Source organism: Halorubrum depositum (genome assembly GCF_007671725.1).
Taxonomy (GTDB): domain Archaea; phylum Halobacteriota; class Halobacteria; order Halobacteriales; family Haloferacaceae; genus Halorubrum; species Halorubrum depositum.
Genome location: NZ_VCNM01000001.1, coordinates 1,116,874 through 1,131,933 on the forward strand (window position 1 = coordinate 1,116,874; position 15,060 = coordinate 1,131,933).

The 15,060-nt window shown below is 71.4% G+C and carries 14 protein-coding genes and 1 other RNA gene; 7 read left to right on the forward strand and 8 right to left on the reverse strand.

The window, feature by feature from the left end; genetic code table 11:
• The first annotated feature begins 59 nt into the window (after window positions 1-59).
• Entirely contained in the window at window positions 60-608 is a 549-nt protein-coding gene (locus tag FGM06_RS05825) for a DedA family protein (RefSeq protein WP_144798184.1), read from the forward strand.
• A 64-nt stretch (window positions 609-672) separates the two neighbouring features.
• Here the strand turns inward: FGM06_RS05825 and FGM06_RS05830 are convergent, their stop codons facing one another.
• The 3 genes from FGM06_RS05830 to FGM06_RS05840 all read right to left on the reverse strand — a co-directional run bounded on the left by FGM06_RS05830 (window position 673) and on the right by FGM06_RS05840 (window position 4,277).
• Window positions 673-2,484, reverse strand: coding sequence for an acyl-CoA carboxylase subunit beta (locus FGM06_RS05830; RefSeq protein ID WP_144798185.1), 1,812 nt, complete (start codon window positions 2,482-2,484; stop codon window positions 673-675).
• A 78-nt stretch (window positions 2,485-2,562) separates the two neighbouring features.
• On the reverse strand, window positions 2,563-3,474 hold the full coding sequence (locus FGM06_RS05835; protein WP_144798186.1) for a class 1 fructose-bisphosphatase: 912 nt from the start codon (window positions 3,472-3,474) through the stop codon (window positions 2,563-2,565).
• The gene (locus FGM06_RS05840; RefSeq protein ID WP_144798187.1) at window positions 3,474-4,277 is read right to left on the reverse strand and encodes a class I fructose-bisphosphate aldolase; all 804 of its coding nucleotides are present in this window, start codon (window positions 4,275-4,277) and stop codon (window positions 3,474-3,476) included. Before FGM06_RS05840 ends, FGM06_RS05835 begins: the two co-directional genes overlap by 1 nt.
• 299 nt (window positions 4,278-4,576) lie before the next feature.
• Between FGM06_RS05840 and FGM06_RS05845 the strand changes: the two genes are divergently transcribed.
• Window positions 4,577-5,440 (forward strand): 3-hydroxyacyl-CoA dehydrogenase family protein, encoded by an 864-nt coding sequence (locus FGM06_RS05845; protein ID WP_144798188.1) that lies wholly within the window; start codon window positions 4,577-4,579, stop codon window positions 5,438-5,440.
• Window positions 5,441-5,451: 11 nt separating this feature from the next.
• On the opposite strand, the gene FGM06_RS05850 is transcribed toward FGM06_RS05845, so the two are convergent.
• The 4 genes from FGM06_RS05850 to FGM06_RS05865 all read right to left on the reverse strand — a co-directional run bounded on the left by FGM06_RS05850 (window position 5,452) and on the right by FGM06_RS05865 (window position 9,710).
• Window positions 5,452-6,126, reverse strand: a complete 675-nt coding sequence (locus FGM06_RS05850) for a phosphate ABC transporter permease (protein WP_144798189.1) — start codon at window positions 6,124-6,126, stop codon at window positions 5,452-5,454.
• A gap of 91 nt (window positions 6,127-6,217) precedes the next feature.
• Window positions 6,218-6,496, reverse strand: a complete 279-nt coding sequence (locus tag FGM06_RS05855; protein ID WP_144798190.1) for a zinc ribbon domain-containing protein — start codon at window positions 6,494-6,496, stop codon at window positions 6,218-6,220.
• A 34-nt stretch (window positions 6,497-6,530) separates the two neighbouring features.
• Window positions 6,531-7,844 carry an MFS transporter gene (locus FGM06_RS05860; protein ID WP_144798191.1) on the reverse strand — a complete coding sequence of 438 codons (1,314 nt, stop codon included), beginning with the start codon at window positions 7,842-7,844 and terminating at the stop codon, window positions 6,531-6,533.
• A 72-nt stretch (window positions 7,845-7,916) separates the two neighbouring features.
• Window positions 7,917-9,710 carry a hybrid sensor histidine kinase/response regulator gene (locus FGM06_RS05865; RefSeq protein WP_144798192.1) on the reverse strand — a complete coding sequence of 598 codons (1,794 nt, stop codon included), beginning with the start codon at window positions 9,708-9,710 and terminating at the stop codon, window positions 7,917-7,919.
• Window positions 9,711-9,885: 175 nt separating this feature from the next.
• Between FGM06_RS05865 and FGM06_RS05870 the strand changes: the two genes are divergently transcribed.
• From FGM06_RS05870 to FGM06_RS05885, 4 genes are all read left to right on the forward strand, one after another.
• A complete protein-coding gene (locus tag FGM06_RS05870) occupies window positions 9,886-11,310 on the forward strand; it encodes a Y-family DNA polymerase (RefSeq protein ID WP_144798193.1) in 1,425 nt (474 codons plus the stop codon).
• Between the two features lie 88 nt (window positions 11,311-11,398).
• Window positions 11,399-11,851: a hypothetical protein gene (locus tag FGM06_RS05875; RefSeq protein WP_144798194.1), complete on the forward strand. Its 453-nt coding sequence runs from the start codon at window positions 11,399-11,401 to the stop codon at window positions 11,849-11,851.
• A gap of 34 nt (window positions 11,852-11,885) precedes the next feature.
• A complete protein-coding gene (locus FGM06_RS05880) occupies window positions 11,886-12,431 on the forward strand; it encodes an NUDIX hydrolase (protein ID WP_144798195.1) in 546 nt (181 codons plus the stop codon).
• Between the two features lie 71 nt (window positions 12,432-12,502).
• A complete protein-coding gene (locus FGM06_RS05885) occupies window positions 12,503-13,447 on the forward strand; it encodes a CPBP family intramembrane glutamic endopeptidase (RefSeq protein ID WP_144798196.1) in 945 nt (314 codons plus the stop codon).
• Between the two features lie 459 nt (window positions 13,448-13,906).
• On the opposite strand, the gene rnpB is transcribed toward FGM06_RS05885, so the two are convergent.
• Window positions 13,907-14,219: RNase P RNA component (gene rnpB / locus FGM06_RS05890), an RNA gene on the reverse strand.
• Between the two features lie 226 nt (window positions 14,220-14,445).
• On the opposite strand from rnpB, the gene FGM06_RS05895 reads away from it, so the two are divergent.
• Window positions 14,446-15,048: a TIGR00296 family protein gene (locus FGM06_RS05895; protein ID WP_144798197.1), complete on the forward strand. Its 603-nt coding sequence runs from the start codon at window positions 14,446-14,448 to the stop codon at window positions 15,046-15,048.
• The last annotated feature ends 12 nt before the right edge of the window (window positions 15,049-15,060 follow it).

Consider the following 15,060-nt stretch of genomic DNA (forward strand, 5'->3'; position numbering starts at 1 on the left):
GGCCCTGCGAGCAGCGCTCACGGTGTAAGAGCTTTACGCGTGGCCGGCCGAGGGAGGTCGTGTTCGACCTCGACGTCGCGACCGCGCTCGCCCTCGTCGAGGGCTACGGCGCCGTCGCGGTGTTCGCCGTGTTCGCGCTCGAGGGCGCGCTCGTCGGGAAGGTGCTCCCCGCGCGGACGCTGTTCGTGACCGCCGTGGTCGCCGTCGGCGTCGAGGCGATCGCGGTCCTGCCGGTGTTCGCCGCGGCGGTGATCGGCGCGACCGTCGGCCAGTCGGTCGTCTTCGTCGCCGTCCGGAGGTTCGACGTCGACCCCGCGTCGCTTCCCCTCGTTCCGATCGGCGAGGGGGGCCTCGACGGGGCGACGCGGTGGTTCGACCGGTGGGGGCTCCCCGCGGTCGCCGCCTCCAACGCGGTCCCCGGCACGCGCGGGTGGCTCGCGGTCCCGACCGCGAACGCCTCGTCCGTCTCCGCACCGCGGTTCGCCGCCGCGTCGCTGGTCGGGTCCGCCGCGTACGTCGGCGCGCTGCTCGCGGTCGGTGTCGCCGTGGCGCTGGGTATCGGGGGCGCGGCCGACCTCCTCGGTCCCGAGTTGGCCGCGGCGCTGTAGCGGTCGGCCGCGTCGCCGGACCGTCGGATCGCCCGAACGTCCGCCGTGTCGTCCTGCCGCCCTCTCAGAGAACGGTCCCGTGTTTCTTGTCCGGCAGGTCCTTCTCGACGTCCTCGTAGAACGCGAACCGGGCCGCGAGCTCCTCGCGGAGCGTCGACGGCGGCACGATCTCGTCGATGACGACCTCGCTGGCCATCCGGTGGACGTCGATGTCCTCGCGGTACTCCTCGCGCAGGCGCGCCTCGGTCTCGGCACGCTCCTCGGGGTCGTCGATCTCGGCGAGCTTCCGCGCGTAGACGGCGTTGATCGCGGCCTCCGGACCCATGATCGCGATCTCGCCGGAGGGAAGCCCGATCACGCTCTCGGGGTCGTAGGCCGGCCCGCCCATCGCGTAGATCCCCGCGCCGTACGCCTTCCGGACGACGACGGTCTGTTTCGGCACCGTCGCCGAGGAGGTGGCGTAGATCATCTTCTTCCCCTTCTCTAAGATCGCGTCCTTCTCGACCCCCGAGCCGGCCATGAACCCCGGCGTGTCACAGAGGTACAACAGGGGGATCTCGTAGGCGTCGCAGGTCCAGATGAACTCGGCGGCCTTCTCGGCGGCGTCGGGGAAGATCGCGCCCGAGCGCGCCGTCGGCTGGTTGGCGACGACGCCGACCGGCCGCCCGTCGATCCGGCAGAACGCCGTGACGATTTCCGGGCCGTACCCCTCCTTCAGCTCGAAGACGGACTCCGCGTCGGCGATCCGGTCGAGCAGGTCGCGGGCGTCGTACGCGCGGTTTGGCGACTCGGGGATCAGCTCGTCGATCCCCTCGGGCGGGAGCTTCGGCGGCTTCGTCTCCCGTTGCGGAGGCTTCTCGCCGGCCCGATCCGGGAGGTAGCCGATCAGGTCGGCGACCAGCTCGCGGGCGTGCTCCTCGTCGCGGGCGACGAGGTCCGCGGAGCCGGACTCCTCGGCGTGGACGCGGGGCCCGCCCAGCTCCGCCATCTCGATCTCCTCGCCGGTGACCATCTTCACCATCCGCGGCGAGGCGATCGCCATCGCGGACATCCCCTCGACCATCACCGTGAAGTCGGCGAAGACGGGCGTGTAGGCGGCGCCGGCGATGCAGGGGCCGTAGAGGACGCAGATCTGCGGCACGGCGCCGGAGAGCATCGAGTGGTTGTAGTAGTACTTCCCGATCCCCTCGCGGTTGGCGAAGAAGCCGGTCTGCTGGTCGATCCGCCCGCCGGAGGAGTCCATCAGGTAGAGGACGGGCTTGCCCGTCTTCAGGGCCCGCTGTTGCATTCGGAGGAACTTCTCGACGCCCTTCGCCGCCATCGACCCCGCCTTCACGGTGAAGTCGTTGGCCATGAAGTGGACGTCTCGCCCCTCGAACTCGGCCGCGCCGGTGAGCAGGCCGTCGGCGGGGAGCCGGTCGCCGGAGTCGGACCCGTCCCTCTCGTCGTCGGCGTCGCGGTTCGGCGCGTTCGGGTGCCAGTCGTCGAACGCGGCGAACTTCCCGTCCTCGAAGTGGAGGCCCGCCGAGTCGCCGTCGGTCGCGTCGCCCGCGCCGCGCGTCCCGCCCTCGCCGCCGAACCAGAGGTCGAGCCGGTCGCGGACGAACAGCTTCCCCTGCTCGGGGATCCGCTCCCGGTACTTCTCCGGACCGCCCTCCAGGATGTCGTCGATCTCCGCTTGCAGGGCGCGCTCGCGGTCGGTGGGGCCGAGGTCGTCGTCGAGGGGGTACGCCGTCTCGGGGGGCTCGGCGCTCGCGGCGGGCTCCGCCGCGTCGCCGACGTGGACGTCGACGTCGACGCCGAGGTGCTCGGCGAGCGACTTCGCGATCGCCTCGGCCTCCTCCGGCGTCGCCGCCGCGCCGACGTGGACTTTCATGGGCGCAAGATTTGCGGTAGATCCTAAACAGTTTTCCATGCGGGTCCGGCCGGACCGGACCCGATTCGACGGCGTGAGTCAGTCGAGCGCCGTTTTCAACCGCTCGACCAACTCCTCGTTGCCGACGTACAGCGGCACGCGGTCGTGAACGCCCTCGGGCTCGACGTCGAGGATGTCGATGTCGCCGTCCGTGGCGGCCCCGCCCGCCCGCTCGACGATGTAGGCGATCGGGTTCGCCTCGAAGGAGAGCCGGAGCTTCCCGTCCGGCGCGTCGACGAGGGCGGGGTACGCGAAGATGCCGCCGTAGGTGAGCACCTGGTTCACGTCGCCGACCATGGCGCCGCCGTACCGGAGCTTCAGCTCGTCTTCGACCTCGCGCGCGAAGGCGGTGAAGTCGTCCGGCCAGTCCGGGACGCGCCCGCCGAACCCGTAGACGAGGGGGTCGCCGGGGAGCCGCAGGTCGTCCTCGACGACCGAGCGGGTGACCGACCCCTCGGAGTCCGCCTCGACCACCTCCTCGCGAACGCCGGCGTCGTCGGCGACGACCATCGTCGTGATCGGGCCGTAGAGGACGTAGCCGGCGGCGACGAGGTCTCTCCCGGTCGCGGGGAGGGGCGCGTCGTAGATCCCGACGACGGTGCCCATCGCGTTGTTCGACCGGAGGTTCGAGGAGCCGTCGAGGGGGTCGATCGCGACCGCGTAGGGGCCGCCGTCCGCGTCGCTCCCGACCGCGCCGCCGGCGTCGACGGCGGCCTCGCGCTCCTCGCTGACGAACGAGCCGACGCCGTCGATCGCGGTGAGCGCCTCGCCGAGCAGCTCGTCGGCGTACAGGTCGCCGGCCAGGACGCTCTCGCCCGAGGGGTTGTCGGTCCCGCTCTCGACGCGGCGACCGGGCAGCGCGGCGCGGATCTCGGGGGCCGTCTCGGCGACCGCGTCGAAGACGGCCTCGACGGTCGGGTCCGGATCGCGGTCCGAGACAGGGTCAGTCATCAGTCGTCGCTCTCGGCGACGGCCAGCGCCTCGGCCGGGTCGGCCTCCTGGAAGACCACGGCCTCCAGCGCGTCGAGGATGCGCTCGGGGTCGTCGCGCTGGAAGACGTTCCGGCCGACGGCGATCCCGGTCGCGCCCGCGTCGATGGCGTTCGAGACGTTCCGGAGGAACGCCTTGTCGTCGCGCATCGTCCCGCCGGACATCACGACGTTGGCGGGGCCGGCCATCTCGACGGCGTCGCCCATCGCCTCGGGTGAGCCGGGGTACTTCACTTTCACCACGTCGGCGCCGAGCTCTAAGCCGAGCCGCGCGCCGTACGAGATGACGTCCGGGCTCCCGTCGTTGCGGAGCCCCTGCCCGCGGGGGTACGACCACATGACGACCCCCATGTCGTGCTCGCGGGCGCCCTCCTGCGCCTCCCGGAACTCCTCGGCCATCTCGATCTCGTGGTTCGACCCGCCGTACACCGTGAACCCGATCGCGTCGGCGCCGAGTCCGGCGGCGTATTCGGCCGTGCAGTTGACCGCGCTGTTCGGCTCGCCCATCCAGAGGTTCGAGGTTCCGTTGAGCTTCAACAGAAGGTTCACCTCGTCCTCGTAGTCGGGGTAGTACGCCTCGGCGACCCCCTTCTGGACGGCCAGCGCGGTGACCGCCTCGTGGGTGGCGAGCTCGAAGATCCGCTCGGGGTCCGCCGTGTCGGGGTTCGGTTCGAAGTCGACCGGCCCGTGCTCGAGACCGTGGTCGTACGCGAGGATCAGCGACTTACCGTCCCGCGAGATGTTGTCGGCGGCGTGAGGAAGCATCAGTTCGTACTCCCGTTACATCGATAAAAAACGCTATGGTCGTTTCGGCGGACGTAAAGAAACGGATTCGACGGGCTCCGCGCGTTTCGCTCCGCTCCGGAACGGATTCGAGACAGATGGAATTACTACTCAAATAGTTAATTATCAATCGTTCGCAACGAACGGCTCCCGGGCGCGACGGTATCCGTCTCAGAGCCGACACGCTCCGGTCGCGGAGTCGACACGCCGCGGTTACGGACCCGACTCGCCGCGGTCGCGGAGCCGCAATACTTACCAGCCGCGGCGCGACAGCGACCTCCATGCGGGAGCTATCCGACATCGACGTCGTCGGCGTGGTGGGGGCCGGTACGATGGGCAACGGGATCGCGCAGGTCGCCGCGACCGCCGGCTACGAGGTCGTGATGCGCGACATCGAGCAGGAGTACGTCGATCGCGGCCTCGACAGCATCGACGACAGCCTCGATCGGCTGGCGGCGAAGGACGCCCTCGACGAGGAGCCGGCGGCGATCCGCGACCGGATCGCGGGCACCACCGCCCTCGCCGACCTCGCGTCCGCGGACGTCGTCGTCGAGGCGGCGGTCGAGGACATGGACGTGAAACGCGACGTGTTCGCCGACCTCGACGAGGTGACCGACGACGACGTCGTCCTCGCGACGAACACCTCGACGCTGTCGATCACGACCATCGCGAGCGCCACGGACCGCGCGGGCGACGTGATCGGCCTCCACTTCATGAACCCGGTGCCGATCATGGACGGCGTGGAGGTCGTCGTCGGGGAGCGCACCGCGGACGCGGTCGTCGAGTTCGCGCACGCCTTCGCCGCGGCCCTCGGCAAGGAGACGTGGGAGTCCGACGACAAGCCCGGCTTCGTCACGAACCGCATCCTGATGCCGTGGATCAACGAGGGCGTCCGGGCCTACGACGAGGGCGTCGCCGAGAAGGCCGACATCGACCGAGGGATGAAGCTCGGGACGAACGTCCCGATGGGCCCCTTAGAGCTCGCCGACCACATCGGGCTCGACGTGGTGTTAGACGCCAGCGAGACGCTCCACGCCGAGCTCGGCGACCGCTACAAGCCGGCGTACCTCGTCAAGCGCAAGGTGGAGGCCGGCGACCTCGGGAAGAAGACGGGCCGCGGGTTCTACGAGTACGAAGACGAGTAACTGAGTCCGACTCAGGCGCCCTTCGCCTTCCGGTCGTCGTCCGCGGTCCACCGCCGCGCACCGGGGAGGAGCCCGACCAGCTTCGTCACGTAGCCGAACCGGAATAGCCCGAGCTGCGAGAGCGCGCCGAGGGCGAAGACGGCCACGAAGACCGGCGCGGCGACGTCGAACAGGAGCGGCTCGACCGACGGCCCGGCGGCGGCCGCGTCCAGCGTCGCCGGGGTGATCGACCGCGACGCGAACGCCGCGCCGATGAACGCCGTCGAGACGACGAGCGTCGTCCGGCTCAGGACGAATCCGAACAGCGCGCCGACCGCGACGCCCGCGAGCGTCGCGCCGACGAGCAGCAGCGTCCCCTCGAACCCGGCCGCGTCGGCCGCGTACAGCGGCCCGACCGCGAACCGGCCGGCGAAGCCGCCGACCAGTCCGCCGATGGCGACGACGGCGAAGGAGAGCCCGGCGTACGCGAGGAAGCCGCCGACCGCGGCGCCGATCGCGACCGCGACCCCCGTCAGGACCGGCCCGTCGACCGCGATCAGCCCGACGAGACTCGGCGCGGCGAGGTAGCCCGCGCCGCCCCCGACGAGCAGCCCGGTCAGCGTGACGGCGTAGACGGAAACCGCGGCGCCGACGAACGCGAGGAGGAGTCCGGCGAGGACGAGTCCGGCGTTGACTGGGGTGAGCATATTGGCGTCTTCTCGCCGGCGACGGATAAAAGTCGCCGGACCGTGCGGCCGCGACGTCGACGCCGGAGAGAGCGGTCCGGGCCCGTCGGTCTCACCGCGCCCGCCGTCCCGCCCGCCGGTCGACGTGGCGGGTGTAGCCGCCGACGGCGAGGCCGAAGCCGACGACGAGCAGCAGGAAGCCGAACAGCCGGCTCGTCCCGATCGTCAGCATCGCGAGGAGCAGGCCGAAGGCGAACGCGAAGACGCCGGCGACGGCCACCCCGACGTCGACGAGCGGCGACGGCTGGACCGCCTCGCAGTGCGGGCAGACCCGGGCGTCGCTCGCGATCGGCTCGCGGCAGTCGACGCAGCGGACGCGGTCGTTCGACACGGGCCTCCGTTCGAGCCGAGGTCGGTTATACGCTTCAGTCCGCCGCGACCGCCCCGGCGTCGTCGCTCGCGCCGAGCGTCTCCTCGACCTGCGTCACGACCGCGGCGAGCGCGACGACCGCGAGCCCGGCGCCCACCGCGAAGGGGACGACGAAGCCGAAGCCGACGAGCCAGCCGGACGCGAGGGGGCCGAGCGCGACGCCGAAGCCGAACCCCATCGTGAGCACCGACAGCGTCGTCCCGGACTCGCCCTCCCGCGCGAGGTCGCCAGCGAGCGCGAGCGACGGCGCGAAGACGAACGCGACGGCGACCCCCTGCGCCAGCCGGACGAGCGTCATCAGGATCGGGTCGGTGACGATCCCCTGCAGCAGCGTCGTCGGGGCGAGGAGGACGAAGCCGGCGAGCAGGAACGGGCGGCGCCCGATCCGGTCGCTGGCCTGTCCCACGGGCACCTGTAAGAGCACGTTCGCGATGGTGACGGCGGCGAACTGGAGCCCGAACCACACCGGCGCCTGGTCGAGCCGGACGTTCACCTGGTTCTGGAGCGTCGCGTACAGCGCGATGCACATCCCCATCGCCACCGTCGCCAGCCCGAGCGCGAACACCGGATCGAGCAGGCGGTCCTCGCCGCGAACCCGGATCGAGAGGTCGTCGCTCGCCTCGCTGGACTCGGCGGCGTCGCGGACGAGCAGGAAGACGAGGGCGAAGCTGAGGTACGCCCCGCCGCAGGCGGCCGCGAAGGCGGCGTCGAAGCCGTCGATCACGGGAAGCCCGACCGGCGAGAGGTCGTACGGGCCGGCCTCGACGACGGCGCCGGCCAGCACCGGGCCGAAGCCGAAGCCGATCAGCCGGAAGGTGTTGTACACGCCGAAGTTGCCGCCGCGGTCGGCGTCGGCCGACGCGTACTCGTTGACCAGCGCGACCGTCGCGGGGATGATAAGCGCCGCGCCGAACCCCTGAATCGCCCGCAGGACGACGAGCTGCCAGTAGACGTCCGCGACCGTGTACAGCCCGCTGGCGGTCCCCAGGAGGAGGATGCCGGTCAGCACGAAGGGGCGTCGGACCCCGATCCGGTCCGAGAGCCGCCCGGTCACCGGCTGCGAGAGGCTGTTGAGGAAGCCGAAAAGCGAGAGGACGACCCCGATGAGCAGCGGCTCGGTCACCGTGACCGACGCCGCGCCCACGCCGACCTCGGTCCCGAGGAGCGCGCTGACGTCGATCAGGTCGCTCGCGATGTACAGCGGCAGCACGACGATGAGAAAGGAGTTGCCGGCGGCCCCGACCATCCGAGCGAGCGCGAGCACGATGACCCGCCGGTCGGTGTCGGCGATGCCGGAGAGCGTCCCCATTTCCCTCCGCTTCGGTCGGGACCACAAAGGCGTTTGCGAACGGCGGGAGTCGATCCGGTTCCGGGTCGGCGTCTACGACTCGACCGCCGGCGGCTGACGGCGCTCGATCCCGCGGATCTCGAAGCGCGCGCCGCCCTCGGCCGACTCGGTCGCCGCGACGGTCCAGCCGTGCGCGTTGGCGATCTCCTGGACGATCGCCAGCCCGAAGCCGGTGTTGCCCTCGACGCCGCTCTGTCCGGGGTCGAAGAGCTCGTCCGCGACCCCCTCCGGGATTCCCGGCCCGTCGTCGGCGACGTAGAAGCCGTCGTCGAGGTCGCCGACGCGGATCGCCACGTCCGGGCCGCCGTGTTCCACGGCGTTCCGGACGAGGTTCTCGAAGAGGTTCCGGAGCCGGTCGGCGTCGGCCAGCACCTCCCGGTCGGTTTCGATCGTCAGCTCGGCGGCGCCGGTGTCGACCGTCTCCCAGCTGTCCGCGGCGACGTCCGCGACGGACACCGGCTCGGGGTCGCCGACGGTCTCCCCCTCGCGGGCGAGCGTGAGCGTGTGCTCGACGATGGACCCGATGCGGTCGAGCGCGTCGGCCGCGGCGTCGAGGTGCTCGGCGCCCTCGTCCGCCGTCGTCCGCGCCAGGTCGACGCGGCCCTGCGCGACGTTGAGCGGGTTCCGGAGGTCGTGGCTCACGATGCTCGCGAAGGAGTCGAGCCGCTCGTTCTGTCGCTCGAGCGCCGCCTCGCGCTCCTTGAACGCCGTGATGTCCTCCTGGAAGCCGACCCACTCGGAGACGCGACCGCCCGCGTCGCGGATGGGGGCGATGCTGACCCGGTTCCAGAACTCGGTGCCGTCCTTCCGGTAGTTCAGCAGCTCGACGCTGGTCGGCTCCTCCGCGTCGATCGCCTCGCGGAGCCGCGCGACCGACGCCTCGTCGGTGTCGGCGCCCTGCAGGAACCGGCAGTTGACGCCGACCGCCTCGTCGCGGTCGTAGCCGGTCATCCCGACGAACCGGTCGTTGACGTACACCATCGGGTTGTCCGGCCGGTCGGGGTCGGTGATGGTGATGCCGACGGGCGCCTCGTCGAGCGCGCGCGTCTTCGTCTCCAGCTCCTCGCGCCGCTCCACCTCGTCGGAGACGTCTCGCAGGATGCCGACGCTCCCCTCGAAGCAGTCGCCCTCGTACGGGAGCGCCGCCATGTGGTCCCGACAGGGGATCGGCTCGCCCTCCTTCGGAGCGATGTCCACCCGGAACCGCTGGACGTCCGGCCCGGAGCCGGAGAGGATCGTCCCGAGCCGATTCTCCGCCTCCGCGACGGCCTCGTCGTCCTTGATGAGGCTCGGTTCGCTCCCGACGATCTCCTCGCGGTCGTAGCCGGTCAGCTCCGCGAACGGCTCGTTGACGAACCGGAAGACGCCGGTCTCGTCGACGACGTACACGGGGTAGCCGAGCGCGTCGATGACCGTCGAGTAGCGGTCCGCGATCTCCCGGGTCCGGTGCTCGTCGACCGCCTGCCGGACGCGGTTCGCGAGCCGGCGGAGCTGCTCTGGGCCGCCCTTCTGGAAGTAGCCGGTGACGCCCGCGTTGAGCGCCTGACTCGCGATCTCCTCGCTCCCCTTCCCGGTGTACAACACGAACGGGATCGAGCGGTCGGTCTCGCGGAGCCGCTCGAAGAACTCCAGCCCGTCCGTGCCGGGCATGTCGTAGTCGCTGACGATGCAGTCGAACCGCTCGCCGTCGAGCGCGTCGAGCGCGTCCGACGCCGACGTGACGCCCGTCACCGCGACGGCGTCCAGTTCGCGTTCGAGATACGCCTCCGCGAGATCCAGCACGGAGGGGTCGTCGTCGACGTGCAACACGTCGATCCGTTCGGGCATAGCGGTCCATACGTGCCCGCCTCATAAACGAATACCGACCCGGGTATCAGTTCTGAGGACGGAGCAGGGGGCGACCGTCGGGGCCGGGGGGCGAGGGTCGCCCGCGCGAGCGACCGGTTTCACTGCCGCCGCGCGTGGCTGATTCTTAAGTCGGCGCGGCGCGGAGCCTCGGGCGATGGCCGGCGGCACGCTCCCCGGGACCGCGACCGACGAGGCGGACGGGAGCGACCGCGTCGTGTTCCACGTGGACATGGACTGCTTTTACGCCTCCTGCGAGCGGCTCCGCCGCCCCGAACTCGCGGGCGAGCCCGTGGTCGTCGGCATGGGGTACGAGGCGGGCGAGACGATCGGCGCGGTCGCGACCGCGAGCTACGAGGCCCGCGCGTTCGGCGTCGAGAGCGCGATGCCGATCTCGGAGGCGCTCGACCTGCTTCCGCGCCGCGTCGACGCCGACCCCGACGACCCGGACGCGCCCGACCCCGAGGAGACCGGACGGTACCTCCCCGTCGACCTCGACTTCTACAAGGAGGTCGCGAGCGACGTGAAGGCCGTCCTCCGCGACTGCGCCGACACGCTCCGCGAGGTGAGCGTCGACGAGGCGTACCTCGACGTCACCGACCGGACCGCGTGGGACGCCGCGGCGGGAGCGAGCGCCGCGGCCGGCCCCGTCGAGGCGCGGACCCTCGCGGAGGGGTACGCCCGGCACGTCAAGCAGCGCATCGAGCGCGAGGCCGGGGTGCCCGCGAGCGTCGGCGTCGCGCCGAACATGTCGACCGCGAAGGTCGCCAGCGACGCCGACAAGCCGGACGGGCTCGTGGTCGTCCCGCCCGGCTCGGTCGCGTCGTTCCTCGCGCCGCTGCCGACCGCCGAGATCCACGGCGTCGGCCCGGTGACGGAGCGAACCCTCGCCGAGATGGGGGTCGAGACCGCCGCCGACCTCGCCGCCGCCGATCCCGACCGGCTGGCCGACGCGCTGGGCGAGCGCGGCCCGGAGCTCTGCCGGCGCGCCCGCGGCGACGACGACCGGGAGGTCACCCCGACCGGCCTCCCCAAGAGCCTCTCGCGGGAGTCGTCGCTGTCGCCGACGGCTGACGAGGAGACGAAGCGGGAGACGGTGGCGGCGCTCGCGGCCGACGTGGCCCGGCGGGCCCGCGAGCGCGGGTGCCTCTACCGCACCATCGGGATCAAGGCGGTCGAGCCGCCCTACGACGTCAACACCCGGGCGCGGAGCCTCCCCGGCCCGGTCGACGACCCCGACCTCGTGGAGTCGGTCGCGTTCGACCTCCTCGCGGAGTTCGCGGACGACCGCGTCCGCAAGCTCGGCGTGCGCGTCTCCAACCTCGATTTCGCCGAGAGCGACCAGGCGACCCTCGGGGGGTTCGAGCCGGGCGACGGCGAGGGCGGGGGAGGCGGAACCGCGAGCGACCGCCGCCACGAGACCCGGACGCGCTCGACTGACGCCGACGGCGGCGGCGGGAAGCTCACCGACTGGGTCGGGGACGAGCCGAGCGCCGGGGAGGAGGACGAGACGGACGAGTCCCGGGACCGACGGGCGAGCGACCGCGGCGACGGGCAGGCGTCGCTCGGCGACTGGGAGTGAGATCCTCCTCCGCTGCGGGGGCAAGGGCCGCCCCGCGGCGTCGCGACCGGCGCGTGGATTTATCAGGCGACCGCGACGATTCGGGGGTATGTCCCTCGCTCGCCGCGTCCTCCTCGGCTCGAATCGGAACGGCCCGCCGCGTCGGTATCGGCTCCTCGCCCCGCCGCTGCTCTTCCTCGCCGTCTTCGCGGCCTACGCGCTGGGGGCCTTCGAGATCTCCGGCGGGGTCGTGTTCCTCGCGGGCGACGCCGCCCTCGTCGGCGTCCTCGCGGCCGCGGTCCTCGCGTACCGACGGGCCGGGCTGGCGCTGGCGTGGGCGACCGTCTACGGCGCGCTCCTCGGGTACAGCGCGGACCACTACCTGCTGGGCCTCTCGGGGCGGTCCCTCGGCGAGCGCGTCGCCGCGCTCGTCGAGCTCGACGGGCTCGTCTTCGTCGGCGTCGAGGCCCTCGCGCTGGGGACGCTCGCGTGGGCGGTCGGCGTGACCGCGCGCCGGGCGGTCGAGGAGGTTCGAGCTCGGCGCGGAGCCCCGACCGAGTGAGGGGATTTAGGTGCCCGAGCGCCGACCCCGACGCATGGACGACCTCGCCTGGGAGACGCTCGACACCGACATCGACTACCGCTGCCCCGGCTTCGACGTGCGCCGCGACGAGGTGCGCTTTCCGGACGGCGAGACGGACGGGTTCCACTACGTCGACGAGCCCCCGGCGGTCGTGGTGCTCCCGCTGACCGCCGACGGCGACGTCGTCGTCATCGACGAGTGGCGACAGGCGGTCGACCGCGTCAACCGCGGGCTCCCCGCCGGGACGGTCGAGCCGGAGGACGCCGACGACCTCGAACGCGCCGCGGCGCGCGAGCTCGCCGAGGAGACGGGGTACGAGGCCGACGCCTTCGAGCGCCTGACGACGGTGGAGCCGACGAACGGGATGGCGGACTCGGTCCACCACCACTTCCTCGCGACGGGCTGTGAACCCACGGCCGAGCGCGACCTCGACCACAACGAGTCGATCGCGGTCGAGACGGTCCCGTACGACGACCTGCTATCGGCCGTCGTCGACGAGGGGCTCCGTGACGGGCGGGCCGTGACCGCCGTGCTCTGGTACGAGCTGCTGTATCGCTGACGGGGAGCTCTCGGGCGATCGAAGCGGGGGACACGAACAGCCCTATTATGGGTCGGTCCGTACACCGGGTAATGGCTGACCCCTCCAGCGACGACGGGAATCGACGGGAGCCGGAGGCTTCCGACGGCGGCGAGCCGAGCGCTCCCGACGGCGGCGAGCCGGCGGACGGCTCGACCGCACCCGGCGACGGGCCGTCGACCACCGACCGCACCGCCTCGTCGACGGCGTCCGGCGGTTCGGGGGGCCGCACCGTCGCGGTCGCGATCGCCACGGCCCTGCTCTTGGGGGTCCTCGGCCCCGCGATCGCCCTCGCCAGCGGGGGCGTGGTGCTCGGTCTCAACGCCGTGACGGGCGGGCTCCCGCTCGCCGCGAGCCTCGTGCTCACGCTGGTGTTGGGCCAGTACGTCGCGTTCGGCGGGCTGGCGGTCCTCTACCTCACGTGGCGGGGGTTCGACCGGGCCGGGATCGTCGAATACCTCGGCGTGCGCCGCCCGAGCCTGAAGGAGATCGGCCTGATCGTGGGGAGCTGGGCGCTCATCCTCGTCACGATCATGGCCGTCTCGATCGTGATCCAGCGGCTCGGGACGGAGGCCGCCTCGAACCAGAGCGCGGAGCTCGCCATGCAGAACCCCGCGATCATCCCGCTCCTCATCGCGGCGTCGTTCCTCGTGATCGGCCCCTCGGAGGAGATCCTGTACCGCGGCGTCGTGCAGGGGCGGCTCCGGGAGACGCTGTCGCCGATCCCCGCGATCCTCATCGCCTCCGCGATATTCGCGGCCGTCCACGTTATGGCGCTGACCGGCGGCGCCTCCGCGCGGCTCACGACCATCGCCATCCTCTTCCTCCCGAGCATCGTCTTCGGCGCGGTGTACGAGTACACCGAGAACCTCGTCGTGCCGGCGCTGCTCCACGGCCTCCACAACGCCGTCATCTTCACGATCCTGTACATCACGATCGCTTACGGCGACGAGATTCAGGAAGCGGCCGGCGGCAGCGCGGCGCTGATTCCCTTTTAAGCAACTGAGTGCCGTGAGTCAGTCGTACTGCCGGCGGCCACGCGGTTATTTATAAACAAACGATGCGGTGGCGCGTGCCGGTGAGCGGCCCTTCGGGCCGCGAATCGCACGCGCGAGGGAGCCCGCGACGGCGCATATAAGCGCCGTCGCGGCGAGGCTGGGGAGGCGTGAGGCTGCGGTTGCTGTGCGGTGGGTTGGGGCTCAAAGGGGCAGCCACGAGGGCGGCGTAGGCGTTCACGAGAGCAGAGCTCTCGTGAGCCAATCAGAACGCTGCGCGTTCTGATGACGACGAAAGCACCGCAAAGAGGGAGCGAACGAAGTGAGCGACCGAGTGAGGAGCGCAGCGAGCGTACGCCGCCCTCGCGGCTGGGGCTTTGGAGGCTGTCACCGCGCTGCGACCACCGATACAACTCATAAAACGCAAACGACCGAAACACTCGCGACTACCGAGTGGAAGCGGACTGAGGGGAGTAAGCCCCCTTCGGTTCGTCCCGACATTCGGCTGAGCGTCCGCGCCGTGGCCGGACTACCTTGTGGCGCGGACTTGCACCGGCGAGGATTCGCCGTTCCATCCGTTCCCGCCCGTCGAACCTCGTCGGGTTAACTCCCTTCCCTCGCGGGTCGGTTCGCTCGACTCACGGGTCGGGGCGGGGGGTGTCGTTGCTGTTCCAGAGCCAGCCGTCTCCGACTCCGGGCGTGTGCCCGGTCGCCCGTCCGGCCGGTGGGGGGACTTTCCTCATGCCAGAGGCACGGGAGTCGGGCTCCCTCTGTCCGGGCCGACGTTGTCCGCGGCCGCGAATAAGCGATCCGGTCGGTGAGGGGGATCCGGTCGGCGCGGCCGGGATCGATCCCCCGGCAGTCTCGTCCCGGCGATTCCGGCCCCGCGATCGCGACCGATCCGCCCCAAACGCCGAGCGAGTCGAAGACGCTTCGACGGGGCGGTATGCGACCGATTCGCAAGGGAAGCGTTCAAGTCGTCAGCAACGTAATAGAGTTGTATGTCCGAGGCCCAGACCGTTCAACTGTCGTACGACGACGGTGCACGAGCGGTCGAACTCGCGCGGGAGGCGGTCGAGTCGTTCGTCCGACACGGACAACGCGAACAACCCGGCAGTATGCGCGAGGCGTTCTACGCCCGCACCGGGGCGTTCGTTCGACTGGAGTCCACGAGAGGTCGCGGCCGGCTCCGCGGCTGCGCCGGCGCGTGGGAGACCTCCGACCAGCTCGGCCACGCGATCGTCGAGGCCGCGATCAAGGCCGCCTCCGACGACTCGTGCGGCTCGGAGGTGGAGCCGAAGGAGCTCGACAACATCACCGTCTCCGTGTTCGTCGTCTCGAACACGGTGCTCACCAACGACCCCCTCGCCGACCTGAAGATCGGCACGCACGGCGTCGCCGTCGACGGCGGCAACGCGCACGGCTGGCTCTACCCGACGGTCCCCGTCGAGAACGGCTGGTCCGGCGCCGAGTTCCTCTCGCGCGCCTGCCGGAAGGCGAAGCTCTCCCCGACAGCGTGGGAGGACGACGACACGATGGTGACGCTCATCGAGGGGCAGGTGTTCCGAGAGCGCGCCGACGGCGGCGCGGTCGAAGAGCTGTAACCGACTCCGAGA